Raw genomic sequence first — 23,304 nt, forward strand, 5'->3', positions numbered from 1 at the left:
CCCGGCCTGGCCGGGGGCGTCCGGGGTCACCCGACGCCGAGCCGGTACTTACCCAGAACCCTGATTCCCGACTCGGTCGTCGACCCCCGCGAACCGTCCCGTACCGGCTCCGGACACCGGTCCGGGCCGCTGGGCTGCCGGTTTCGGCGGTGTCAAGGGGCGATAGCCCTCATGCCGATCGGCCGGTCGGCGGGGCTGGTGGCCTCCCGTTCGGCCATGGCCGGCGACCAGGCCGCCGCCATCGGTGCGGCACGGCCCGCCGGAGCGTTGCGCGCCAGGATCTCCTCGTGATCCTCCCGCAGCAGGCGCAGGTAGTCGGCCAGGCTGCGACCGGTGGGCAGGCGGTAGGCGGCGGCTTGGGCCAAAGCCAGCGGCGACCCGCCGATCTTCATAGTCATGCTCCGAGAAACCCTGATGTTCTCCCTGTTCGGGACGGGTCGGGCGGCATGAGCACTCCAACCGCAACCGACTTCCTGAGCGCAGCCAAACCGCAGGAGGAACACACCGTGAAGACCCTCGGCGTGATTGTCGCACTGGTGATGCTCGGGTTCGCCTACCAGTCGTTCCGCTAGGACACCGCATCCGGTGTTCAGCGTCCGGCGCGTTAGTCCGCGCCGTCATGGTGAGCCCTGACAGGCTGATCCGATGAGAGAGAAGATCTGGACCTTCATCGGCCGCCACGCGGGCGGCGTGCAATGGCGCATCCTGTGGGCCACACAACCCAAGTTCATCGTCGGCGTGTCCGGGCTCGTCCGTGACGAGCACGGGCAAGTGCTTCTGATCAAGGGACGCATGTGGAAGCCCTCACGGCCCTGGGGACTGGTCACCGGCTACGCCAAGGGTGGCGAGACCTGGGATCAGACGATCGTGCGAGAGGCGCGAGAAGAGACCGGCTATGAGGTGAAGACCCGATCTGAGCCGGTCGCGCTGGTGACTGGTTTCAAGCTCCGCGCCGAAGTCGTGTTCCTCGGCGAATTCGTCGGCGGAATCTACATCCCGGACCCGAAGGAAGTCCTTGACGCCGGGTTCTTCGACATCGACGCGCTACCGGACGGCTTACTGCCGTCACACAGGAAATTGATCGAACAGCATCGTTACTGGTTTGAGGGGGACAGCGTTGAGCGTGCTCACACCGAACGAGAGATTGACCGGGACCACGGAGCAGAAGCGGGAGATCCTCGACCGGCTGACACGGTACCGGACTGATCCCCGGCGCACGCTTCGCCTTGCCGAGAAGTACCCGCACCTGAGGTTTATCACCATGGACAAGGTGGTGGATATCTCGTCTCGTCTCGTCTGGGGCTCATGCCCACGCGATGAGTAGCGCTTCAAGTTCGGCGGCAGCGTGTTCGGGGTCGTCAGTAGTAAGGATCATGGTAGGTGCGTCCCTGTAATGACCCGGCGGTTCGAGCGAGACGAATGCAGGGGCGTCCCCAACACTGGAATCCCAGGAGCGTGGCCCTGTGCTTAGACACAGTCTGGCGTGGCTTGTGAACGGGTGTAGCCGTCGCAGGGTCGTGGAGTGACGGGGCCGACGCTGCGGATCGGATCGAAGCCCCCGACGGCGTGACGGCTCGCCTGGCCTGACCGTTTGACAGAACGCGGATGCGTCCCGACGCTGATGGGCCGAGGTACCAAGGGGGTGGTGTTCGTGAACTGGTTCATGCTGCTGTGGGGTGCCGCGGCACTCGCTCACGGCGCCGCGTTGGCCGCCAACCTGCGCGGCTACGCGGACAAGTGCATGCGCTTGCTGACCGGTGGGTTGGACCGGCAACCGGTTCAGCACTTCAACGCCGCCCAGCGCCAGTGGCGCCGCGGTCGTGCCGGAGCGGTGCCGGACGTCGGCATGCTGCGCGCTGTCGGCGGCGTTCTGGCCGTCGGCGGGGCTGCGGTGCTGCTCCAGGGCCTCGGAGCGTTCTCGGCGTTGTGATCCGCGAAGGGAAACGGTACGGCCCCGGTCAGCTGGCTGACCGGGGCCTCGTCGTTGTGCTGACTACTTCTGCCGGGCCTTCAGCAGGGCGTCGGCGGTCTGGTTCGCGATCGACTGCGCGCCGAGCGGGCCGCTGATCAGTGTGCTGATCTGGCCCAGGAGTGCGGGCGACAGTGTGCCGCTGCTGTCCACGACGTCGACCTCGTCGACGTCCGCCGAGCGTTCGTCCAGCAGCGCCTTGAGGGTCGGGGAGATGCCCTGGGCCGGGTCGATGATCACGGTTGAGACGCTGTCGTCGTGGTAGCCGGTGGCCGGGACGCTGAGGGAGGCGAGCAGGAAGTCGGTCGGCGACGTCGACGGCACGATGGTCAGCGGGCCGGCGTCGGCGCTCGCGGCGACGAAGTCCGCGTGCGTGGTGCTCCGGGCCTCGGCCGGGGGAGCGAAGCGCTTGAGGCGCAGCGTGTTGGCGGCGGCTTCGGCCTTGTCGCCGAAGGCGATGATGCGCGGTGCGGAGTTTGTGTAGTTGGTGTCGAGGCCGGTGAGGTAGGCGCTGTCGGACGACGACAGCTTGCCGCCGCTGAGGGTCATCACGCGGCAGCCCTCGGCCTTGGCCTCGTTCGCGGCGGCCGTGTCGCCCTGGTCGACGATCGCCACGGTCGCGGGGTCGGTGTGCGCCGGGTCCGGCTTCGGGGCCGTCGTGACCCGCACCGGCTTGAAGCCGAGAGCCTTGACGGCGGCGTCGGCGCTCGCCGGAATCGCGCCGGGGGCGCCCACGAGGTAGACGCTGTCGAGGGCGGGGAAGTACTGCTGCACTTGGGCGTCGGTGTTCTTGGCGCCGAGGACACGCTTGATCTCGGCGGTGAGGCGGGTGTCGAAGGCGTCGTGGCCGGTGGTCAGCAGCGTGGGGCCGTAGAGACCGGCCCACGACAGCTCTTTCTGGGCGGTGGCCGGGTCGTCGGCCGCGACGATCGTCACCGACATCGCCCACGGTCCGCGCGGGCCGGCGCCGGCGGGAGCGGGAGTGTTCTTGGTCTGAGTCAGCCAGCGGTGCCGGGACGCCGCGATCGAGGCGCCGACCAGGTCGGTCGGCGAGGAGCCGGACAGGGTGACGACCTCGTCGGCGGCGGCCGGCAGGAAGGAGACGACTCCCGGCTTGGAGGAGAGTCGCTGCGCGGCGCCGGGCTGGTCGACCGAGATCTCCATGATGCCGTCGGCCGTGGAGTAGGCGACCTTCTTGCCGTCGGGAGTCCAGGCCAGGTGGGATACGGAAGCGGCGCCGTCGCCGATCTTCACCGGCTTCGCGTTCCGCGCGGTGTACAGGGAGTCGGAGGCCAGCACATCGATCTGACCACCGGTTCCGACGAACGCCACCTTGCCGTCGGTGCTCAGCGCGGGCCAGGCGCCGTCCGTCAGCTTCAGGGCCGGGTTCACCCCGCCACGGGCGGTGCTGTCTTCCTGGTGGAACCACACCTCGGGACCCTTCGCGCCGTGCGTCTGGAAAAGGACCGAGGTGGTCGTGATCTCCACGCCGACGTTCTCCGCTCCCGCGGGGTTCGAGGTGTCGGCGATGTCGTGCACATCGTCCGGGCCGATGGTGTAGAGCTCCTGGCTGTCCGAGTGGTCCAGCTGCCCGGCCACCCGCGCCTGTCGCACGAAGTGTGTCCCGGCCGCGTTCTGCTCGGTGTAGAGCACGGCCCCGCCCCGCCACGCCGGCGTCGACAGCTTCGAACCCTGATCCGGCTTCGCCATCACCACCAGGCTGCTGCCGTCGGGCCGGGCGGTGGCGACGTTCCCGGCGCCGTCGATGAAGGCGACGCGGCTGCCGTCCGGCGACCAGGCCGCCTCGGAGACCTCTGTCGGGAAGGTCACCGGCGTCCCGCCGATCATAACGATTCGGCTACCGTCGGACAGGAGTGGCGTCCCGGCGGCGTACTGCGGAGTGGCCGCGGCCGGAGCCGGGGCGGCCGGCGAGGGGGTCCCCGCGACGGCGACCGGGGCGGCGTCGCCGACGGATGTCGACGCGGCAGCCGGCGCCGGCGCCGGGCCGGACGAGGACTGCGGCGTCGACTTCGCGCAGGCCGTGGCCAGCAATGCGACGGAAGCGGCGGTGGCGGCGGTCACGATGACGCGACGCGAAGCAAGCTGGCTCATCTTCGGGTCCTTCCCCGTTTCGGTGTCACCCGTAAGACGTGGGTCGGGACCAGAGGTTGACCGAAGAGTATGTCACGGTTCGATAACGCCGCGATCGGCGGTTCCGCCGGGCGGCTCAGGAACCGTTCTGCTCCCGCGTCATCGCAGCTTCCAGAATCTCCCGCGCGTGGGCCTCGGCAGCCGCTTCGTCGTCGAGCAGGTAGGCCGGACACGCCTCGTCCACCGGCATGGCCGACGCCTCCGCCAGCCCCCGTGCCAAGCCCGCCAACGCGGCCTCCAGCTCGGGAATCTGGTCGGCGCCCAGGTGGTGCGGTCGCAGTTCGCTGAGACCGGTGAACAGGAACGCCACCTGCTCGCCCGGCACGTACCGGAACTCGTAGTCCGCGAACCCGGCGACCGCGCCGCCGATCCGCTCGCCGCTCTCGCCGTCCGTCGCCGAACCGCGCGCGGTGCCGCGGGTCAGCGACTCGCCGAAGACGTGCGCGTCCTGGCCGCGTCGCGCGTTCGGCCGGGCCAGGAACGGGCACGTGAACGCGGCGAACAGCATGCACTCGCGATGTCCCGGCGGTTCCGGGGACGGTGCCTTGTTGGCGGCGGTCCGGCCGGCCGCGCGGGCGGCGGACAGGGCCTCGGTCTCGGCGGCGGCGATGACCCGGTACACCGGCCCCGGCGGCATCGGCGTGCCGCAGATCGAGCAGCGCCGCTCGACCGCGCAGATCAGCGTGCGGGCCGTGCCGGTGATGGCGAACGTCGGGCGGCCTTCGGCGTCGCGCGGCGTGATGGCGGGGATCGGGTAGCCGCGCGGGTCGCGGGGCAGGGCGGCTATCGCGGGCGGGACCGGGGTCGCGCGAGAGGTCATGCGTTTCATTGAAGCAGGGCGCGTCGCGACTGCGACGGCCGCCGGAGCGCCGCCGGGCCGCGACGCACGGTCACGAATCGGTCATCGTGCCGCAAAAGTTGATAACCGATCGGCAACAAACCTTGGCGTGGCTCGGAGTTCTCAGCAAAATGCTCTCTTGGGTCGGGAGCTGGCGCTTCACCTGGGGCGGGGACAGATGAAGGGTCAGCTCCCCCTTCCCAGCCGGGACGTTTCCCCTCCGTGGCCGGCCGGCTTCGCGGCGTCGGACAACCGCACCGGCAGCCCGGCCGCCGTGACCGCCTCGCGCATCGCCGCCGCCAGGCCCGCGAACTCCTCGGCCCGCGCCGACGACGCCCGGTACGCCAACCCGATCCGCCGCGACGGGGCGACACCCGCGAACCGCCGTGCCTCCAGCCCCGAGCCGGGCCGCGCGTCCACCGCGACCGCCGTCTCCGGCAGCAGCGTCACGCCGATGCCGCCGGCCACCAGCTGGACCAGCGTCGACAGCGACGCGGCGCGGGTGGCGCCCGAGTCGCCGGCCCCGACTTCGGCGCACACGTCCAGCGCCTGATCGCGCAGGCAGTGCCCCTCTTCCAGCAGCAGGATCTCGTGTTCCTTCAAGACCGCCCGGGGCACCGGTCCGTTGCCCGGCGGCAGCGTGTGCTCCGGCGCCACGAGCAGGAAGTCCTCGTCGTACAGCGGCACCTCGTCCAGGCCCTGCGCGCCGGACGGCAACGCGAGGAGGCCGACGTCCAGCCGCCCTGAGCCGATGCCCTCCAGCAGCACCGCGGTCTGCTCCTCATGCACGAACAGATCCAGTTCCGGGAACCGCTTCTTCAACGGCCGCAGCAGCGCCGGGAGCAGGTACGGCGCCAGCGTCGGGATCACGCCGAGCTTCACGGTCCCGGTGAACGGCCGGCGCGCCGCCGCGGCCTCCTCGACCAGGTCGTCCATGGCCGCCAGCACGCGCTGCGCGTGGCGCGCGACCCGCTCTCCGGACGCCGTCAGGAGAACCTTGCGCGTGGTGCGCTCGACGAGCTGTGTCCCCAGGTTCTCCTCCAGTGCCGCGATCGCCCCGGACAGCGCCGGCTGGCTCATACCGAGGACCGCCGCCGAGTCGCGGAAGTGCAGGTGCTCGGCGACCGTCGCGAACGCCTTGAGCTGGGCGATCGTGGGGGTGCGGAGGGGTGCGGCGATGGTGGGGCTCCCGGCGTGCGCGGACCTGATTGATAGATCCAGGTTATCGCGCTATGCCGAACTTGGGGTGAATTGTGATCAATCTCCCGTCTTCCGGTGAGGGAGCCCCTCTAGACGAGCGGCGCCGCGGCGTCGGATGCTGGGCCGATGAGGATCCTGATCATCCAGCACGAGGACGGCACCGGCCCGGGTCTGGTCGGCGACCGGCTGGCGGCGCTCGGCGCCGAGCTGGACCTGCGCCACCCCTGGAACGGCGAGGACCTGCCGGCCGACCTGTCCGGGCACGACGCCCTGATCGTACTCGGCGGCGCCCAGGCCGCGTACGAGCCGATCGGCTGGTGGCCGCCGGTGTTCGAGCTGCTGCGGGAGGCGGTGCGCCGCGACCTGCCGACGCTGGCCATCTGCCTGGGGGCGCAGCTGCTCGCGGTCGCCTGCGGCGGCGAGGTGCGGCGGGCGGCGCGGAGCGAAGTGGGGCTGTGCACGCCGGTCAGGTATCCGACCCCTGATGACCTGTTCGACACGTTGCCGGTGGGTGCTCGCACCGTCCAGTGGCACGGCGACGAGATCTCGGTGCTGCCCGACGGCGCGGTGCCGTTGATGCACTGTGCCGACGGCTTCCCGCATCAGGCCTACCGCATGGGGTCGCGGGTGTGGGCCGTGCAGTTCCACCCCGAGGTGCTGGCGGCGGAGACGCGGCTGTGGTCGGTGTCCGATCCGATCATCGACGCTGAGGCGGTGCTGGACGACATCGCCGCGGCCGAGAACGAGTTGCGGCGGGTGTGGGGCGCTTTCTCAGAGCGCTGGTACGCGCTGGCGGCGGATCCGGCGATCGCTTCGGCGGCTCCAGCTCCTCCAGCCGCTTCTGCCGCTACTGCCCTTTCGGCCGCTCCAACCGCTACTGCCGGATCAGCCGCTACTGCCGAACCAGTTTCGTGAGCAGCTCGCGGTAGTGCTCGAAGCCCGGGTCGTCGGCGTCCGGTTCCTTGGCCGCCTCGTCCCAGCGCCGCAGCCGCACGGCGTCCTCGGCGAAGGGCCCGGCCTCGAACTCCGCGACCTCCTCCGGCGACATGGGGCCGCCCTGCGCCGACAACGTGTAGACCGACGCTTCCGAGAGTTCGGCGAAGTAGTCCGGCTCCACCGCGCACAGGTAGCGCTTGGCGGCCACGTGCAGCCGCACCGGCTCGGTGACCTCCGGGCCGAACCACGCGGCGAGCCAGTCCGCGCCCTGGTGGCTGTGCCGGTTGTCGCGGCCGGCCATCAGATCGCGGCCGTGCGCCGCGCCGGTGAAGTGGCCGACGTCGTGCAGCAGCGCGGCCGCGACCAGCGCGGGCGCCGCGCCCTCACGCTCGGCCAGCGCCGCGGCCTGGAACATGTGCTGGGCCTGCGTGACCGGCTCGCCCAGGTACTCGGCGCCGCCCTCGCCGGCGAACAGGGCGGCGATCTGGTCCACGGCTTCGGCGGAGGTGCTCACGATCGCCACGCTAACCAGCGGGACTGGCCGGCGTAAGTGATGGTCGGCCTATGGCGGTCATCAGCTCGGCGAACCCGACGCGGCGGTGAAGGCTTTCGCACGCTTCGTGATCTCGTCCCAGTCCCCGGCGGCCACGACGTCCGGCGGGACGACGTCGGTGCCCGCACAGACCGCCAAGGCGCCTTGGGCCAGGAAGGCGGCCGCGTTGCCCGCGTTGACGCCGCCGGAGGCGACCAGCGGGAGGCCGGGATAGGGTCCGCGCAGATCCTTGAAGTAGCCGGGGCCGAAGGCCCGCGCCGGGAAGATCTTCACCGCGGCGGTTCCGAGATCGAGGGCCGTGGCAACCTCGGTCGGCGTCAGGGCGCCGAGGACGACCGGTACGCCCGTCTCGTGCGCCACGTCCGCCACGTCCGGTCGCAGCCCCGGAGTCACCAGGAACGCCACTCCGGCCTCGACGGCTTCGCGAGCCTGGGCGGCGGTGAGCACGGTCCCCGCCCCGACCCGATGGCCCGCGGCGACCGCGGCCCGCAGGTGCGGAACCACGTCCGGAGTGCTGAACGTGAGCTCGGTCCACGTGATGCCGCCGGCTGCCAACGCCGCGCACAGCGCCGGGGCGTCGGGGATCGACGGTGCGCGGACCACGGCTATGACCGGCGCCGCGGCCAACGCCGCCCGGAACCCCGGGTGCGGGAGGTCGAATGTCACAGCGCTGACACGCCTTTCTCCGTGCGGCGCAGCGCACGGCCGGGGAGGGCGCCGGTCGGCTCGCCGCCGGACAGCACCGGGACGCCGTTGACCAGGACCTCGTGGATCCCGACGGCGGGTGTGCGCGGCTCGTCGAACGTCGCGGCGTCGCGCACCGTCAGCGGATCGAACAGCACCAGGTCCGCGTGGTAGCCCACGCGGATCAGGCCGCGCCGCTCCAGCCGCAGCCGTCGGGCCGGACGGCCGGTCAGGTGCTCGACCGACTCCTCCAGCGTCAGAACCTTGAGATCGCGACCGTAGTGGCCGAGGTACCGCGCGAAGGTGCCCCAGGCGCGCGGATGAGGCCGGGCGCCCACCAGAAGGCCGTCGCTGCCGCCTGTGTGCGCGGGGTGGCGCATGATGGCGCGTACGTTCTCCTCGTTGCCGACGTGGTGCAGGATCGTCGTGCCGAGGCGGTCGGCGCGCAGCAGATCGAAGAAGGCCTCGGTGCCGGTCACGCCGCGCTCCCGGGCGATCTCCGCGACGCTCAGCCCGATCACCGAGCCGAATCCCGCGTCGCGGACTCCGGAGAAATCGGAGACGGCGCAGATCTGGATCGTCCGCCAGTCGACGACCATCCCGTGGTTGCCGTCGCTGCCGTCTTCCTCGACGTCGCGCCGGATCCGCTCCCGGGCGGCCGGATCGTCCAGCCGGGCCAGCGTCGCGTCCGGGCCGCCCTCGGCCGACCAGCTCGGCAGCAGCGCGGCCAGGGTGGTGGAGCCGGGAAGGTAGGGGTACGTGTCCAGGCTGATGTCGCAGCCCTCGGCGATCGCGGCGTCGAGCAGGGCCAGAAGTTCGGCCGCGCGGCCGGCGTTGACGCCGAAGTTCATGGTCGCGTGCGCCAGGTGCAGCGGACAGCCGGAGCGCCGCGAGATCTCGATCATCTCGGCGTAGCCGTCGAGCGCCCCGGCGCCGTAGGAACGCTGGTGCGGCGAGTGATAGCCGCCGTGCGCCGCGACCACTTCGCAGAGTTCGACCAGTTCGTCAGTGCCCGCATACATGCCAGGCGGGTACGACAAGCCGCTGGACAGGCCGACCGCGCCTTCGCGCATGCCCTGCGCCACCAGTTCCCGCATCCGGCGCAGCTCGTCGGGGCCGGGTTCGCGATCGTCCCAGCCCATCGCCAGCATCCGCACCGTGCCGTGCGGGACCAGGTAGCAGGCGTTGACGGCCATGCCCCGGTCCAACCGGTCCAGGTACTCGCCGACGGTGCGCCAGTCCCAGGGGAAGCCTTCGGGATCGCCGTTCCAGCCGGCGATCTGACGGCGGAGCGCGGGCAGGGTCGTGTCGTCGACCGGGGCGTAGGACAGGCCGTCCTGGCCGAGGACTTCGCAGGTGACGCCTTGCGTGACCCGGGAGGGGTGCTCGCGGTCGATGAGCGTGCGCAGGTCGGAGTGGGCGTGCATGTCGACGAAGCCGGGGGTCAGGACCAGGCCGTCGGCGTCGACGATCCGGGGCGCGGTCGGCCGGTCCGATGCGGTGTCCGTGGGGGCGATCTCGGCGATGACGCCGTCACGGACCGCGACGTCCGCGCGGTAGCGCTCCGTCCCGGTGCCGTCCACCACGGTCGCGCCGCGGAATACGAGTTGTGCCATCAGAAGTACGTCCTGATCAGATCGACGACCTTCGGATCGGCCCCGTCGGCGTCGTCCACGACCGGGATCAGCGACCACTTGTCGAGCGCCGTGCACGGATGCGAGAGCCCCAGCCGGACCACGGACCCGACCGGCGGGGCGCCGACGGCGTCGCGAAGGAACATGTGCTGGTCCTTCATCGCGGTGACCATGCCGGACACGTCTGCGCCGGCCCGCAGCCGCTGTGGTTCCGGCAGGCCCTCGTCGAACGGGAAGTCGCGCTTGCCGCCGTCCAGCAGCGCCAGCGCCGGCTCCGGGCGGGAGATCACACGGGACCAGCCGTGCATCGCCGCGCGGAACGGGGCCGGGCCGGCGCCGCGGGCGAGCGGCGAGATGCGGTGGTAGAAGCCGTCGTCGTGGATGAGGTACGCGCCGGATCGCAGGATGACTTCGGCCCCTGATTCGCGAGCCGGCGGTGCCAGCACCTCGGCGACCGTGTCGAAGTACGCGCTGCCGCCCGCGGTGACCACCGGATGCCCCGTCTCGTAATCCGGCAGCAGGCGCCGGTGCAGCTCGGCCAGGTCGCGCAGGTAGGCACGGACCACGTTCAGCTCCTCGGCCGACGCGTCGTGCGCGATCGCGCCCTCGTACCCTGCGACGCCCGCCAAGCGCAGCGTCGGAGCGGCCTTCACCGCGGCCGCCACGGCCTCCGCTTCGGCCACGCTGCGAGCACCGGTCCGGCCGCCGAACCGGCCCAGCTCGACCAGCACCTCCACCGGCCGGTCGGTGTCCGGATCCGGTCCGGAGCCGACTCCCGCGGCACGCAGCGCGGTGTCCATGAGCGCGACCGTCTCGACGGAGTCGGCCCACGCCGCGAACGCGAAGTCCGGATCCGTCGCGAGTTCTCCCGCGATCCAGGCCAGCCCCGCCGGGTCGGCCAAAGCGTTGGCGAGCATCAGCCGCTGCACGCCGAACGCCCGCGCCACGTGCAGCTGCGGCAGGTTCGCCAGAGTCACGCCGACCGCGCCCGCGTCCAGCTGCGCCAGCCACAGCGCCGGGGCCATCGTGGTCTTGCCGTGCGGGGCGAGGGTGACTCCGGCGTCCCGGCACCACGCGGCCATGGTGCGCAGGTTGTGGTCCAGAGCGCCGGCGTCGAGGGTCAGCAGCGGGGTGCCGAGATCGGCCAGGCGCGGCTCGGAGGCGAGGTAGGCCTGCACCGTCCTGCCCCAGGACTCCGGTGGCAGGGCCTTGAACCGCCAGTCCAGCCGCTCGTCGGCCAGCGCGTCCACCCGCGAGCGGTCGGCCCCCGCGGCCTCGGTGCGGCTGCCGAACGTCGAGTGGGCCATGCGGTACCTCCGCTGCCTGGGTGATTGCATTATTCGCAACGCTCGTTGCGTATGCTGTGCTTCGGTTCTAGCATTCGGGCGGAACGGCGGTCAACGCCGCGGGATCGTGACGAGGGGCGGGTGAGGCCGGTGCGGGAGGGGACTCCGTGGGCGGTGTGCGTCGGCGAATCGATGGCCGCGCTGTTGCCGGACGTGCCCGGACCGCTGGAAGGCGTCGGGTCGTTCACCGTGTCGGTCGGCGGGGCCGAGTCCAACGTGGCGTGCGCCCTGCATGCCCTGGGAGTGCCGAGCGCCTGGGTCAGCCGGGTCGGGGATGACGGGTTCGGGCGGCGGCTGACGGGCGAGTTGGCCTCGCGGGGCGTGGACACCTCCGGCGTGATCGTCGATCCGGTGCTGCCGACGGGCTTGTACTTCAAGGAGATCGGCGTCGCGGGTCGCAGCAGGCTGCATTACTACCGCAGGGGATCGGCCGCGTCCGCGATGTCGGCGGCGACGCTGGGCGAGCCGGGCACCGCCCGGTTGCTGAGCGGTGCCCGGCTCGTGCACCTGAGCGGGATCACGCCGGCCCTGTCCGAGACCTGCTCGGCCATGGTGCGGGAACTTCTGGCGGCACCGCGCGCGGGACGACTCGTCAGCTTCGACCTGAACTGGCGCCCGACGCTGTGGCGGGATCGCGACCCGGCGGTGCTGCGGGAGTTCGTGAACGCCGCCGACGTCGTCTTCCTCGGCGCGGACGAAGCCGAGGAGGCCTTCGGCACCGGCGAGCCCGGCGAAATCAGAGCTCTGTTTCCCCGGCCGGGCACGATCGTCGTGAAGGACGCCGGACGCGGGGTGACCGCGTCGACCTCCGACGGCGGGACGGTGTCCGAGGCGGCGCTCGCGGTCGACGTCGTCGAACCGACCGGCGCCGGGGACGCCTTCGCCGCCGGGTACCTGGCGGGCACGCTGCACGGGTTCGACCAGCGGCGGCGCCTGAGGCTCGGCCACCTGGCGGCCGCCTCCGCGCTGGTCGCCCACGGCGACGTCGGCGAACTCGGCGACATCACCCGCCTCGCGCTGCTCGACGCGCCCGCCGCGCGATGGAGCGCCACCCGGATCACCGTCGACGGCGTCACGGAAGCGGAGGCCGCGTCATGAGCCAGACCGTCACTCGGGCCCTGCGCCTGCTCACCGAACTCGGCGAGGGCGAACGCTCCCTGGACCAGCTCGCCGAGGTGCTCGGCGTGCACAAGACGACCGCGTTGCGGCTAATGCAGTCGCTGGAGGACGAGCGCTTCGTCTACCGCGACGCCGACTACCGCTACCACCTCGGCGCCGGCCTGTTCGCGCTGGCCAGCTTGGCGATGGAGCAGCGGGGGATCCGGCGCATCGCGGCGCCGCACCTGGCCGCGCTGAACGCCGCGACCGGACAGACCGTGCACCTGGCGGCGTACGAGGGCGGCGAGGTCGTCTACATCGACAAGTACGACTCGCGGCACAAGGTGCGCATGTACTCCCGCGTCGGTCTGCGGGCCGGGCTGCACAACACGGCCGTGGCCAAGGTGCTGCTCGCGGACCTGCCGCTGTCCGAGCGGCGCCGGGCCGTCGCAGGCATCGATTTCACGCCGCACACCCCCCACACCATCACCGGACCGCAGCAGCTGCTCGCGGAGCTGGAGACGGTGGCGGCGCAGGGCTGGGCCCAGGACCACGCCGAGCACGAGACGTTCATCAACTGCATCGGCGCGCCGGTGCGGGACGCGTCCGGACGGGCGGTGGCCGCCGTGTCGATCTCGGTGCCGGACGTGGTGGCGCCGTACGAGCAGGTACTGGAACTGCTGCCGCAGTTGTTGGAGACGGCGCGGGCCGTCTCGGCGGACGCCGGGGCGCCCGAGGACCGTCTCCCCTCCTCACCCACCGAAAGAAAGTGAGCAGCCTGATGAACTCCGCGAAGACCGAGATCCGCACCGACGGCGCGCCGGCCCCGGCCTGGAGCTTCTCGCAGGGCGTGCGCAAGGGCCCGATCCTGCAGGTCTCCGGCCAGGGGCCGCAGGATCCGGCCACCGGCGAGTACCTGTTCCGCGGGGACGTGAAGGCGCAGACGACGCGCACGCTGGAGAACGTGAAGGCGATCATCGAGGCCGGCGGCGGGACGATCGAGGACGTGGTCATGTTCCGCGTGTACCTGACGACGCGGGAGCACTTCGCCGCGATGAACGAGGCGTATGCGGAGTTCATCGCCGCGAACATCGGCGCCGACTCGGTGAAGCCCTGCCGGACGACGGTCTTCGTGGAGCTGCCGCAGGAGCCGATGCTGGTCGAGATCGACGCGCAGGCGGTCGTCGGCTGAGGTACTACCTCCGTGGGATGACGTGCTTTGCATCCCGGGGATGACGGCTTCGAAACGCACATCTGTGGGCTGATTCGGTGGTACGCGGCCGTCTCGTAACTTCGAGCCATGGCTACTTCACGACGCCGCTTGGCGGCCTCCGCGATCGTCGCACTGTCCGTCTCCGTCGCCACGGTCGCCGCGTCCGGTGCCGCGTACGCCGCCCCCGCCGCGTCCTCCGCGTCCTCTGCGGCTGCCGCAGCGGTCGCGCCGGCCGCGCTGCAGTTCTCGCTGCCCGCGTCGACGGGTCCGTATGCGGCCGGTGAGGAGGTGCTGCACCTGACCGACACCAGCCGACTCGACCCGTGGGTGCCCGCATCCGGGTATCGGCAGCTGACCGTCTCGATGTTCTACCCGGCGCGCCAGGGGACCGGGCAGCCGGCGCCGTACATGAGCCTGGGCGAGGCACAGGGCTTCGTGCAGGACCGGGTCCCTCCGGGCTTCGGGGTCACGGCCGAGGAGGTGGCCTCGGTCCAGACCGGGGCGTTCACCGGCGCCAAGGCCGCGCCGGGCAAGTTCCCGCTGGTGGTGCTCTCGCCGGGGCTGGAGAACCCGCGTGCCACCCTGACCGCGCTGGCGACCGATCTCGCCAGCCGCGGCTTCGTGGTGGCACTGGTCGGCCACCCGGGGGAGGACAGCGGCGAACAGTTGGCCGACGGCAGCATCTCGCCATGTGTGACCTGCGGCGGCGGTCCGGGTAAGCCGACGCCGGAGCAGATCACCGCCAACCGCGGGGTGGATGTGAAGTTCCTCATCGACCAGCTCCTCGGCGGGCGTGTCTGGAAGCTGAGTCACCTCATCGACCGGCACGCGATCGGGATGGCGGGCCACTCGATCGGCGGCGCTGCGGCGCCCGCGGCGATGGAGGACGACCCGCGCATCAGCGCCGGGGTGAACATGGACGGGACGTTCTACCCCGTGGTGCCGTCCGGCGCCCTGGGTGGACGGGCGTTCATGATGCTCGGCCGGGACGAGGACCACACCGCCGGAGGCAGCGACAGCAGCTGGAGCGACACGTGGGCCGACCTGGACGGCTACAAGCGGTGGTTCGCGGTGGCCGGGGCATCACACGCGGCGTTCACCGACGTCCCGCTCTTGGCGCAGCAGGCGGGGATCCCGCTGCCGGGATATCCGCTGGACGCTCTCCGAGGCGTGCAGATCACTCGCGCTTACGTCGCAGCCTTCTTCGAAAAGACCCTGAAGGGCTGCCCCGAGCCGCTGCTCGACGGGAACTCGGCGGCGTATCCGGAAGTCGCGATCCAGCACTAGATCCCGCCATAGACGCGGGAATGATCAGAGAATGGCGCCATGAGCTCTGCTGATTCCCTTGCCGGCGCGACCTACCTGGTGATCGGCGGCTCCGGCCGCACCGGCCGGCTGGTCGTGGCGTCCCTCCTGGAACGGGGAGCGGGCGTCACGGTCGCCGGCCGCCGCCCGCACAACGTTCCCTCCGGAGCCGACAGCGCGGTCGTGGACCTGTCCGACGGCTTCACGCCCGCGCAGCTCGCCGGGTACGCGGGCGTGGTGGTGTCGGTCGAACCGCCGACGGACGACCGTGGCTCGGAGGCGGTGATGCACCGGGGCGTGGCGGCGGTCGGCGACGCCGCGGCCGCCACCGGCGCCCACGTGGTCCTCGTCTCGCAGATCTACATCACGCGGGCGGATGAGTACCCTGCGATGGCTGGCATCATCACCGCGCGGGCGCGTGGTGAGGAGGCGCTGCGGACCAGCGGTGCGCGGTACACGATCGTGAGGCCGGGGTGGCTGACGTCGGGCCCCGCCGCCGGGGTGCGGCTGGAGCAGGGGGACACCGGGGACGGGCAGACCAGCCGGGCTTCGGTGGCCGCTGCGGCGGTCGCGGCGCTCGGATCGGCGGAGGCTACGGGGAAGACCTTCGAGATCTATGACGCCCACGGCGGGCTGCCGGACTGGGGCAAGGAGTTCGCTACCTTGGTCGCTGACGCAAAGGCCTGACTCGTCCTGGGCGTCCGGTGTCGCCGCGCCATACGTACGACGTGCGTAAAAGTACGTAATTCGTTACTGACGTTGGGATCCAGTGCCACGGCGATGGGTGGCCTTGGGGGAGCGGGTCGCTACGGTATGAGATCCAAGACCTCTTCCACCGCGGCCACCCGGCCGATTGACCACCGGAGGACTCCCATGGCCGATCCCACCCTGCCGGGCCCCCAGATACCCGCCGCGCCGTCGTCCCCGAGCCCACGCGTGCCGAGCCCGTGGATGGTCGGCCTGGTGGGCGCGGTCGTCGGCGCCCTCGTCGCCGGCATCCCCCTGCTGCTGACCCGCAGCAGCGACGGCGGCAGCGGCGGCCTCGGCGCCAGCCACGAGTCCCTGTCCGCGCCGGCCGCGCTGGCCGATTACACCCCAGCGGCGAAGAACAACAAGGTCGACCCGGCCACGATCAAGCGCATCACCACCACCGAGACGACCAGCACCAAGAACCTCTCCGACGCCTACGGCGGCGCCACCGCGGTGGTGCGTCAATATACTGACGCAAGCCTGCAGAACTGGGTCACCCTCGAAGCCGTCCGCGCCGAATCCCCCAAGCCGTACTACCCCTACGTCGACCCGGCCCAGATCGGCATGGCCAAGCCCGACCAGGACGTCGAGACCTTCGGCCAGGTGAACTGCCTGGTCCACTACACGCCCGTGGCCCAGGGCCAGCCGGAGCCCCCGGACCAGGTCCTCGTCATGACCTGCGAACGTACCTCGGCCCACCTGACCGTCCGGCTACGCTTCGCCAGCGGCGACGCGTGGCACTCCCCGGCCGATGCGGCGGCGTTGACGGACAAGGCGTGGTCGCAGCTCGCTTAGGAACGTACCGGGCTTGTCTGGAGCAGCTGAACCTTGAGTAGGGACAAGGCCTCCTGTGTGACTCGTTCACCGGACGCCTTGTCCCTTTTCCGCATCTCGAATTGCGGGCTAGCGACCCCTTGAGTTTGCTCAGGCGCGCCAGATCTTCACGCCGTGTCAGGCGGCACCCGCACCTCGGCATTACGGCAGGGCACGGACGGGAACGGACGGGATCCGTGCGCCACCAGGGGCGTCGACCAATCATTGATGGCAGCAGCCTCACGCCGCACCATGCCTAACAGGCTGCACAGTAAATCCTGACCCATCAGTTCCTTATATGCCAGGAGGCTGTCAATGAAGAGTAGGATCGCCGCATTCGCCTCGATCGGGACGCTGGCCATGGCCGCGCTGGCCGGTACCGCTACCACAGCCCGTGCGCAGACCGGCGGACCGTGGGGCCCGTACGTCAACTCCAGCAAGTGCGTCCGCGCCGTCCAGGTGGCCGGCGAAATAGGCGTCTGGGACTGCGAGTGGGTGAACGGGCCTCACGGCGGCTGGTACGCGATCACCGGCGACGACAACAACTACGGCCCCTACACAGCCTCCAGCTGGTGCTTCAATTACGTCAGGGAACAAGGGATGCTCGGCCACTGGGACTGCCAGCACGTTGCGGGCCCCTACGCCGGGTGGTACGTCTTCACGGGCTGACGCCACATTCAGGATGCCGAGCCGAAGAAATACCAATGCCGCGTCCGCGACCTGCGTCTGACCGCGTCCCAGCTCGGCGATCGACACCCGGCCGGAGCTGCGTGCCTTGGCGGCAACGACCGATGTGGCGTCCCGGGTCTTAGCCGCGGGGTCAGGTTTTGGTCGGCCTCGCCCTCGGACCGCCTCATGCGTCGAAAGCTGCCTGGGGCGGTAGAGCCTTCTTCACCACGGATATTCTTCCTGTGGCGAGTGGTCTTCTTCCGGACCAGGGCATTCGCTCTTGGGTTGTGCTGTGGAGGCATCTCTCTAGCAGTGACAGAGCAGCCGGACGATGATGCAGTCGTCGTCTAGAGCGGCAAGGTAGTCAGTGGCCTGCCGGGCATACGCGTCATACTTGTCTTCGCCGGTGCGAACGTCAGTGAAAGATCCTAGCTGGTCGGACTCGATCCACTCCCCGTTGAGGGTGAGCAAGGCGGTCGCCATGATGGCCCACGCTTCTGCGTGTGCGAAGCCGGGTTGTGGGTCTTGCGTGAAGCTACTGATCGGATCGCTGTTGGGGCCGAGCACCCAGAGGCCGAGGTTTGGGTAGCGGTCCCAGGCAGAACCGTGGTTGAGCGCTTGTACGAGGGGCTGCGTGTGGTGGTCTGCGACAGCCTGTTCGCGGGGATAGATGTCGGGATCGGCCGCGTGGCGGGCCAGGAACTCAGTCAGCGGATGCGCCGGAGGATGGTCGGCTACGAGGCGCTGGAAGTCTTGTTGCTCGGCTTCCCATTGGGATAGCGCCTGGGCAAGGGCTTCGCGGCGGGATGCGTTGAAGTCGAGCAGCCCACGGGGGCCGCCATCACAGCGAAGCGGTTGCCGCTGGTATCCGACGGCGTCCGGATCACTATGGATGAGTCGGGGGTCGCCGTCGTGTTCGGGCTTGACGACGAACCGCTGGTCCTCGCCGGCGTCGATGCGCCACCAGTCCCACATGCCGTCAGGGTTGTAGTCGGCGCTCAAGTTCATGTCGAACGGTGCCATGGCTGTGGTGAGCGCTACTTCGACGTCGGCAGTCGCGGAGGCCGGCAGACAGACGTTGATCCGGAACTTGCTCATGGTCCCGCCTCCTTTGTGATTGCTGGTCGGCAGATGCTAATGGGTGCGGCTCTGTAGCTCACGCGAGTTTTTGCAGGCCATCTGTCCTCTTATACCGAAGGTGTTTGTGGGGTGCTGTGACGACGCTGGCGAATCGTGGTGAACATGGTGAAGCCCTGTGGCTGCGACCCAGTCCAGAGCCGCAGCCACAGGGCTTCGATCACAAAACTTTGACGATGCCTTTCGTCAAGTGACCAGGCGACTACACAATGCCGAGGGTGTCGGGGTCGGCTGGCTGGCCGATGATGGTGGTGCCGGTGCCGTGGGCCAGCCAAAGGTTGCCGCCGCCGTTCCAGGCCACCTCCCACGAGCCGTCTGTGCGGGTGACGATGGACGGGCTGGTGCCTGCGGCCATGCCGAGGACGTCGGGGTCGGCGGGCTGCCCGAGGATCGTGGTGTCACCGGTGATCTGAGCCAGCCAGAGGCTGCCGTCGGGGTTCTGGGTGTCCGCGCCGTGCCAGGCTGCTTGGATGTCGCCGTTGCTGAGTGCGGTCAGCACGGGATTCGTGCCCGCGGACACACCGAGGGTGTCGGGGTCGGCTGGCTGGCCGGTGATGGTGGTGCCGGTGCCGTGGGCGAGCCACAGGTTGCCGCCGCCGTTCCAGGCCGCGACATCCACCATGCCTTCGTCACACTCGGCTGTGCCGTCATCTGCTGGCGACGGCTGAAACCGTTGCTGTGACTCCGGCCGCTGTAGCCGTAGATCTTCGCGGAAGTCGGGGTGCTCTGCTGGACAGCTGCGGACGTGGGTTATGGCGAGCCATGGACGCGTTGAGCGGTGTAGATGACCGTCAGGCGCGGGTCTGCGACCTGGCCGCCGAGCTCGTCGACGAGCGAACCGAGGCGAGTGAGAAACTCTGCGCGGTTCGGCGGGGCGAGTTCTGCGATGTTCGGGAACGTGGACCACTGGTCCCGCGCACTCTGAGCGGTCAGGATCTGACTCCATTCGATGATCTCGACGGAGACGTCGCCGAAGTAGCCGCCCGCGGTCAACTGCCCGCGCCACCGGTCGGTGTCGAGCACGTGAGAGCGGCTGTCCCGGTAGCCGGTCCTGCCGGGCAGCAGATCGTGGTAGACCTCATCGAGCCGGTCGCGGAAGAGAGTCGGCCGCTTGGGGTCGCCGAACTCGTTCCACCACGCCGCCAGCCAGCCGCCCGGACGCACCAGCCCGGCGATCTTCGCGGTCGAGGTGGCCGGGTCGAGCCAATGCAGCGCTGTCGCCGCCACCGCGAGGTCGAACCCGCCTGGCAGATCTGCGGCCTCAAAGTCGCTGACAGTGATCTCCAGCCGGTCGCACGCGTGATCGGCGGCGAGGATCGCGGCCAGGCTCTCGCCGGGCTCGACCGCGACCACGTGCGCGCCGGCCGCTAACAACGGCTCGGTCGCCAGGCCCGTTCCGGCACCGATCTCTAGCACCCGCGCGCCGGGCCGTAGTCCGCATCGATCTGTCAGCAACTCGAAGATCGCGTCCGGGTAGCGTGGCCTGCCCCGTTTGTAGGTCAGTGCATCGGCGTTGAACGACATCCGGCGAGCCGCGCGTACTGTGTCAGCCATCATCGATCGGCAACCACGGCAACATCCTGGACAGCGCTGGTGTCGACGTTGGATTCTTGATCGTCCACCCCGACAGTCTGCCCAACTCGGTCTTGCGGGGCCACAGGTATTTCGCCCTGTCGACGTGGCCGCACAAGTACCGCACGCAGCCGAGCCGCGCTCATTTTGTTACGAGTCGTTAGGCCGGTCGTTGCGTTGGGTGTCGCAGTGGCATTAGATCAAACCGTACTGGTGGAGGGCGCCGTGAGCCCTGATGATGTGCGCGGGAGTTAGGTGCCGTGACAGTCCGCGACGTCCTCGACGAAGCTTGCCGCTTGCAGTGGAGCTTCGTTCCCTTCGAGAGTGTAGGTCCGATCCGATTCGGAATGAGTTGCGCCGATCTCGAAGTGGCTATCGGTCATGACCTGAGAGTCTTCCGTCGGCACCACCTGCCTCATGGCGTAACGGGTCGGACGCTTGAGTTCGTGCGGACTGGGCCAAGGCTCTATGCCGCTGATGTGTACTCCACTGTTTCTGATCAGGTCTTCTGTGTGGCGGTCAACGGCCGCAGCGGTCCCCAAGTAGCGCTGGGCGGCATACGGCTTGTGGGCCGGGTGCCTTCCGAGCTCGAAGCGGAGTTCATCGACTACGCCACCGCGCATGACGCTGGCGCACGCTACTCCGTGAGCAACGATCCCGCGGCCGTAGGTCTCGGCGTGGTGTTGCGTGCGCAACGGGCTGGCGATGTCGTCGTAAGCCGACCTGTCTTCGTCGGACGCGAGTGGGATCACATGTTTTGGGACAGCTCCGAGAGCTGCATCCCGGACACAGAATGGCCGCAGATCAGCTGATCGCTGCTTCGCAGGCTGGGCGGGATCGAGTCTCGCATCTTGGCGGGGATTCGTCAGATGACGGAAGGTGGTTCACACTGCGGAGTGTCGCTGCTCCCAGTGTGACAGCACTGCCGCAGGTGGCAGTCCAGATGCGAGCGATTGATCGGATCTTCCTATCGCAAATCGCGCTCGCGCCTATTTCACTGATCAATCCCGATCTGACAGCCTGGTCACGTCGCGTTCGCCGGCTCCCGGCCCGCTTGAGCGCGCTTCAAGGCAACCCCTCACTGCAAGGAGATTCCCGTGGCCGTGCTGACCATCGGTGACCAGTTCCCGTCCTACAACCTGACCTCGGTGGTCGACATCGACCAGGCGAACCCGGAGGACGCGTTCGTGCAGATCACGGACAAGTCCTACGAGGGCAAGTGGAGGGTCGTCTTCTTCTGGCCCAAGGACTTCACGTTCGTCTGTCCGACCGAGATCGCCGCGTTCGGCAAGCTCAATGGGGAGTTCCAGGACCGGGACACCCAGGTGCTCGGTGTCTCCGTCGACAACGAGTTCGTGCACCGGGCGTGGCGGTTGGACCATAAGGACCTGCGGGAACTGCCGTTCCCGATGATGGCGGACGTGAAGCGTGAGCTTTCGGCTGCTGCCGGGGTGCTGAACAAGGACGGTGTCGCTGACCGGGCCACGTTCATCATCGACCCGAACAACGAGATTCAGTTCGTCATGGTGACGGCCGGGTCGGTGGGGCGGAACGTGGACGAGGTGCTGCGGGTGCTGGACGCGCTGCAGACGGATGAGCTGTGCCCGTGCAACTGGAAGGCGGGCGACGAGACGCTCAGTGTTCGTGAGCTTCTGAACGCCTGAGGGGTCGCTGCCATGGGCTACGAAGTCCTGAAGGAAGATCTGCCGGAGTATGCCAAGGACGTCAAGCTGAACCTCAGCTCGATGGTGAACACCTCGAAGTTGACTGAGCAGCAGCTGTGGGGGGCGATTGTGGCGACCGCGATCGCGTCGCGGAATCCGAAGGTCATCGCGGAGTTGTCGGCGGAGGCGAAGGGGCGTCTGTCGGATGTCGCTTATGTCGCCGCCAAGGGGGCTGCGGCGATGATGGCGATGAACAACGTCTACTACCGGGGTATGCATCTGCTCGGGGATCCCGAGTACCAGAACCTGCGGGCCGGGTTGCGGATGAATCTCATGGCCAGTCATGGGGTGGACAAGCTGGACTTCGAGTTGTGGTCGTTGGCTGTTTCGGCGATCAACGGCTGCCAGCGGTGTCTGGAGTCCCATGAGCAGGTGCTCGTGAAGGCCGGTGCCTCGCGCGAGACGGTGCAGGAAGCGGTTAAGATCGCTGCCATCGTCAACAGTGTCGCCGTGACGCTCGAGGCCGAAGACTCGCTGGCTTAAGCAGCACCCTGCTTGACCGGCGTCCGGGCCGCCGCCTTCCCCTTCGTGACGATCTCCGAGGCGAGGAAGGCGGCGGTCGTGGCGCATACGGACACCAGGGTCGCCGTGGGGCCCCAGGCCGCGCCCGCGGTGGTGCCGACCGCCAGGACGGCCGCCGCGGCGGTCAGCCAGCGGCGGCAGAACGCCGTCTCGCTCACCCGGCGCAGGAGGGCCACCGTCGCGAGGAACAGGGCGATCGGGATGGTCAGGATCAGGGCCATCGTCGTGCGGCCGGGACCCTCGCCGGGGTTCGTCACCTGTTCCAGCAGGGCCGCCATCGAGCCGCCCACCGTGGTGAGGGCGCCGAAGATGAAGTAGTGGCCGTAGCCCCAGATGAACGCCGTGCGGATGTTCCGCAGGTCGTAGTCGCCGAGGAAGTCGAAGTACAGCCACCAGAGGCAGAAGGCCAGGATGCCCGCGCTCACCGCGCCGAGCAGGAGGGTCGCCAGGTGGGTGTGGTCCTGCAGGGCGGTGTTGAAGGTGTCGGAGGCGACCAGGACCATCTCGCCCAGGATGATGATCGTGAACAGGCCGTAGCGTTCCTCGGCGTGTTCGGGGTGCGGGATCGGTGCCGTCTCCACCAGCTGCGCGATTATCGGCACGGCCAGCTCCACGATGGCGCCGAGCAGGAAGAACGGCAGGGTCTGCAAGGGGGTCAGGTCGTGCAGGCCGAAGCCGAAGGCCACCCAGCCCACCTGGACCACGCAGATGCCGACCGCCCAGCGCCGGCAGTAGCGGCGCAGCTCGGGGTTGGCCCGGCCGGCGCGCAGCCACTGGGTCGCCATCACCAGGCGGATCACCACATAGCAGCCCACGACGATGCGGAAGTCGTCGTGCTCGAACACGTCCGGGATGCCGGACGCCAGGCCCAGCGACGCCAGCAGCTGCACCAGCACCATCAGCCGGTAGGGCACGTCGTCCGGGTCGAAGAAGTTCGCGAACCAGGTGAAACCCATCCACGCCCACCAGACGCCGAACACCATCTCGACCAGGGACACCACGCCGTGCTCCAGGTGACCGCCGATCACCGCGTGGTGCCACTCCGTGGCGATGGCGCTGATGGTGACCACGAAGACCAGGTCGAAGAACAGCTCGAGGGTGGTCGCGGTGCGCCCCTCCTCGTGCGGGTCGCGCAGCAGTATCGGTCGGATCAGGGCGATCGGCGAGGACGGCATACCTGCATTAAAAAG

Annotated in this window: 26 protein-coding genes; 14 read left to right on the forward strand and 12 right to left on the reverse strand. The window is 69.5% G+C overall.

Translation table 11 applies throughout. From position 1 onward, the window contains the following. Positions 1 to 152 precede the first annotated feature (152 nt). A complete protein-coding gene (locus tag ABD466_RS17200) occupies positions 153 to 398 on the reverse strand; it encodes a hypothetical protein (RefSeq protein ID WP_344658074.1) in 246 nt (81 codons plus the stop codon). A 48-nt stretch (positions 399 to 446) separates the two neighbouring features. Here ABD466_RS17200 and ABD466_RS17205 point away from each other — a divergent pair, with 48 nt between their 5' ends. The 3 genes from ABD466_RS17205 (at position 447) to ABD466_RS17215 (ending at position 1,930) form a co-directional block, all read left to right on the forward strand. After that, positions 447 to 572, forward strand: a complete 126-nt coding sequence (locus ABD466_RS17205; RefSeq protein ID WP_344658075.1) for a hypothetical protein — start codon at positions 447 to 449, stop codon at positions 570 to 572. Between the two features lie 73 nt (positions 573 to 645). Beyond that, positions 646 to 1,206, forward strand: coding sequence for an NUDIX domain-containing protein (locus ABD466_RS17210; protein WP_344658076.1), 561 nt, complete (start codon positions 646 to 648; stop codon positions 1,204 to 1,206). Positions 1,207 to 1,591: 385 nt separating this feature from the next. Continuing rightward, positions 1,592 to 1,930 carry a hypothetical protein gene (locus tag ABD466_RS17215; RefSeq protein ID WP_344658077.1) on the forward strand — a complete coding sequence of 113 codons (339 nt, stop codon included), beginning with the start codon at positions 1,592 to 1,594 and terminating at the stop codon, positions 1,928 to 1,930. A gap of 63 nt (positions 1,931 to 1,993) precedes the next feature. On the opposite strand, the gene ABD466_RS17220 is transcribed toward ABD466_RS17215, so the two are convergent. The 3 genes from ABD466_RS17220 to ABD466_RS17230 all read right to left on the reverse strand — a co-directional run bounded on the left by ABD466_RS17220 (position 1,994) and on the right by ABD466_RS17230 (position 6,137). Continuing rightward, positions 1,994 to 4,081, reverse strand: coding sequence for a TolB-like translocation protein (locus tag ABD466_RS17220; protein ID WP_344658078.1), 2,088 nt, complete (start codon positions 4,079 to 4,081; stop codon positions 1,994 to 1,996). A gap of 115 nt (positions 4,082 to 4,196) precedes the next feature. Further along, positions 4,197 to 4,940 (reverse strand): hypothetical protein, encoded by a 744-nt coding sequence (locus ABD466_RS17225; protein WP_344658079.1) that lies wholly within the window; start codon positions 4,938 to 4,940, stop codon positions 4,197 to 4,199. Positions 4,941 to 5,144: 204 nt separating this feature from the next. Further along, complete coding sequence (locus ABD466_RS17230) at positions 5,145 to 6,137, reverse strand: LysR substrate-binding domain-containing protein (RefSeq protein WP_344658191.1); 993 nt, start codon at positions 6,135 to 6,137, stop codon at positions 5,145 to 5,147. A gap of 147 nt (positions 6,138 to 6,284) precedes the next feature. Here ABD466_RS17230 and ABD466_RS17235 point away from each other — a divergent pair, with 147 nt between their 5' ends. Beyond that, positions 6,285 to 7,073 carry a type 1 glutamine amidotransferase gene (locus ABD466_RS17235; protein ID WP_344658080.1) on the forward strand — a complete coding sequence of 263 codons (789 nt, stop codon included), beginning with the start codon at positions 6,285 to 6,287 and terminating at the stop codon, positions 7,071 to 7,073. Here ABD466_RS17235 and ABD466_RS17240 read toward each other — a convergent pair. Genes ABD466_RS17240 through ABD466_RS17255 form a run of 4 tightly spaced genes read right to left on the reverse strand, consistent with a single transcriptional unit; the run spans position 7,051 to position 11,272 of the window. Continuing rightward, positions 7,051 to 7,608: a phosphonate degradation HD-domain oxygenase gene (locus ABD466_RS17240; RefSeq protein WP_344658081.1), complete on the reverse strand. Its 558-nt coding sequence runs from the start codon at positions 7,606 to 7,608 to the stop codon at positions 7,051 to 7,053. The genes ABD466_RS17235 and ABD466_RS17240 overlap by 23 nt on opposite strands. A gap of 60 nt (positions 7,609 to 7,668) precedes the next feature. Then, positions 7,669 to 8,313 carry a bifunctional 4-hydroxy-2-oxoglutarate aldolase/2-dehydro-3-deoxy-phosphogluconate aldolase gene (locus ABD466_RS17245; RefSeq protein WP_344658082.1) on the reverse strand — a complete coding sequence of 215 codons (645 nt, stop codon included), beginning with the start codon at positions 8,311 to 8,313 and terminating at the stop codon, positions 7,669 to 7,671. Then, complete coding sequence (locus ABD466_RS17250; RefSeq protein WP_344658083.1) at positions 8,310 to 9,947, reverse strand: N-acyl-D-amino-acid deacylase family protein; 1,638 nt, start codon at positions 9,945 to 9,947, stop codon at positions 8,310 to 8,312. The genes ABD466_RS17245 and ABD466_RS17250 overlap by 4 nt, the downstream gene beginning before the upstream one ends. Then, positions 9,947 to 11,272 carry an alanine racemase gene (locus ABD466_RS17255; RefSeq protein WP_344658084.1) on the reverse strand — a complete coding sequence of 442 codons (1,326 nt, stop codon included), beginning with the start codon at positions 11,270 to 11,272 and terminating at the stop codon, positions 9,947 to 9,949. Before ABD466_RS17255 ends, ABD466_RS17250 begins: the two co-directional genes overlap by 1 nt. A gap of 129 nt (positions 11,273 to 11,401) precedes the next feature. On the opposite strand from ABD466_RS17255, the gene ABD466_RS17260 reads away from it, so the two are divergent. The 7 genes from ABD466_RS17260 (at position 11,402) to ABD466_RS17290 (ending at position 17,159) form a co-directional block, all read left to right on the forward strand. Next, positions 11,402 to 12,409: a sugar kinase gene (locus ABD466_RS17260; RefSeq protein WP_344658085.1), complete on the forward strand. Its 1,008-nt coding sequence runs from the start codon at positions 11,402 to 11,404 to the stop codon at positions 12,407 to 12,409. Beyond that, on the forward strand, positions 12,406 to 13,182 hold the full coding sequence (locus tag ABD466_RS17265) for an IclR family transcriptional regulator (RefSeq protein WP_344658086.1): 777 nt from the start codon (positions 12,406 to 12,408) through the stop codon (positions 13,180 to 13,182). Before ABD466_RS17260 ends, ABD466_RS17265 begins: the two co-directional genes overlap by 4 nt. A gap of 8 nt (positions 13,183 to 13,190) precedes the next feature. Beyond that, the gene (locus ABD466_RS17270) at positions 13,191 to 13,601 is read left to right on the forward strand and encodes a RidA family protein (RefSeq protein WP_344658087.1); all 411 of its coding nucleotides are present in this window, start codon (positions 13,191 to 13,193) and stop codon (positions 13,599 to 13,601) included. A 108-nt stretch (positions 13,602 to 13,709) separates the two neighbouring features. Further along, positions 13,710 to 14,909 carry an alpha/beta hydrolase family protein gene (locus ABD466_RS17275; protein WP_344658088.1) on the forward strand — a complete coding sequence of 400 codons (1,200 nt, stop codon included), beginning with the start codon at positions 13,710 to 13,712 and terminating at the stop codon, positions 14,907 to 14,909. Between the two features lie 39 nt (positions 14,910 to 14,948). After that, a complete protein-coding gene (locus ABD466_RS17280; RefSeq protein ID WP_344658089.1) occupies positions 14,949 to 15,614 on the forward strand; it encodes an SDR family oxidoreductase in 666 nt (221 codons plus the stop codon). A 186-nt stretch (positions 15,615 to 15,800) separates the two neighbouring features. After that, complete coding sequence (locus ABD466_RS17285; protein WP_344658090.1) at positions 15,801 to 16,472, forward strand: hypothetical protein; 672 nt, start codon at positions 15,801 to 15,803, stop codon at positions 16,470 to 16,472. Positions 16,473 to 16,805: 333 nt separating this feature from the next. Beyond that, positions 16,806 to 17,159: a hypothetical protein gene (locus ABD466_RS17290; protein ID WP_344658091.1), complete on the forward strand. Its 354-nt coding sequence runs from the start codon at positions 16,806 to 16,808 to the stop codon at positions 17,157 to 17,159. Between the two features lie 306 nt (positions 17,160 to 17,465). Here ABD466_RS17290 and ABD466_RS17295 read toward each other — a convergent pair whose 3' ends face one another. From ABD466_RS17295 to ABD466_RS17305, 3 genes are all read right to left on the reverse strand, one after another. After that, positions 17,466 to 18,257 carry a hypothetical protein gene (locus ABD466_RS17295; RefSeq protein ID WP_344658092.1) on the reverse strand — a complete coding sequence of 264 codons (792 nt, stop codon included), beginning with the start codon at positions 18,255 to 18,257 and terminating at the stop codon, positions 17,466 to 17,468. Between the two features lie 241 nt (positions 18,258 to 18,498). After that, on the reverse strand, positions 18,499 to 18,918 hold the full coding sequence (locus tag ABD466_RS17300) for a hypothetical protein (protein WP_344658093.1): 420 nt from the start codon (positions 18,916 to 18,918) through the stop codon (positions 18,499 to 18,501). A gap of 128 nt (positions 18,919 to 19,046) precedes the next feature. Further along, complete coding sequence (locus ABD466_RS17305; RefSeq protein WP_344658094.1) at positions 19,047 to 19,820, reverse strand: class I SAM-dependent methyltransferase; 774 nt, start codon at positions 19,818 to 19,820, stop codon at positions 19,047 to 19,049. A 308-nt stretch (positions 19,821 to 20,128) separates the two neighbouring features. Between ABD466_RS17305 and ABD466_RS17310 the strand changes: the two genes are divergently transcribed. From ABD466_RS17310 to ahpD, 3 genes are all read left to right on the forward strand, one after another. Beyond that, complete coding sequence (locus tag ABD466_RS17310; RefSeq protein WP_344658095.1) at positions 20,129 to 20,680, forward strand: hypothetical protein; 552 nt, start codon at positions 20,129 to 20,131, stop codon at positions 20,678 to 20,680. A 285-nt stretch (positions 20,681 to 20,965) separates the two neighbouring features. Further along, the gene (locus ABD466_RS17315) at positions 20,966 to 21,532 is read left to right on the forward strand and encodes a peroxiredoxin (RefSeq protein ID WP_344658096.1); all 567 of its coding nucleotides are present in this window, start codon (positions 20,966 to 20,968) and stop codon (positions 21,530 to 21,532) included. Between the two features lie 12 nt (positions 21,533 to 21,544). Continuing rightward, positions 21,545 to 22,075, forward strand: coding sequence for an alkylhydroperoxidase, AhpD family (ahpD, locus tag ABD466_RS17320; protein ID WP_344658097.1), 531 nt, complete (start codon positions 21,545 to 21,547; stop codon positions 22,073 to 22,075). On the opposite strand, the gene ABD466_RS17325 is transcribed toward ahpD, so the two are convergent. After that, positions 22,072 to 23,289 (reverse strand): low temperature requirement protein A, encoded by a 1,218-nt coding sequence (locus ABD466_RS17325; RefSeq protein WP_344658098.1) that lies wholly within the window; start codon positions 23,287 to 23,289, stop codon positions 22,072 to 22,074. The two genes, ahpD and ABD466_RS17325, sit on opposite strands and share 4 nt — an antisense overlap. Positions 23,290 to 23,304 lie beyond the last annotated feature (15 nt).

It is taken from the genome of Catenulispora subtropica, from assembly GCF_039531675.1.
Classification (GTDB): Bacteria; Actinomycetota; Actinomycetes; order Streptomycetales; family Catenulisporaceae; genus Catenulispora; species Catenulispora subtropica.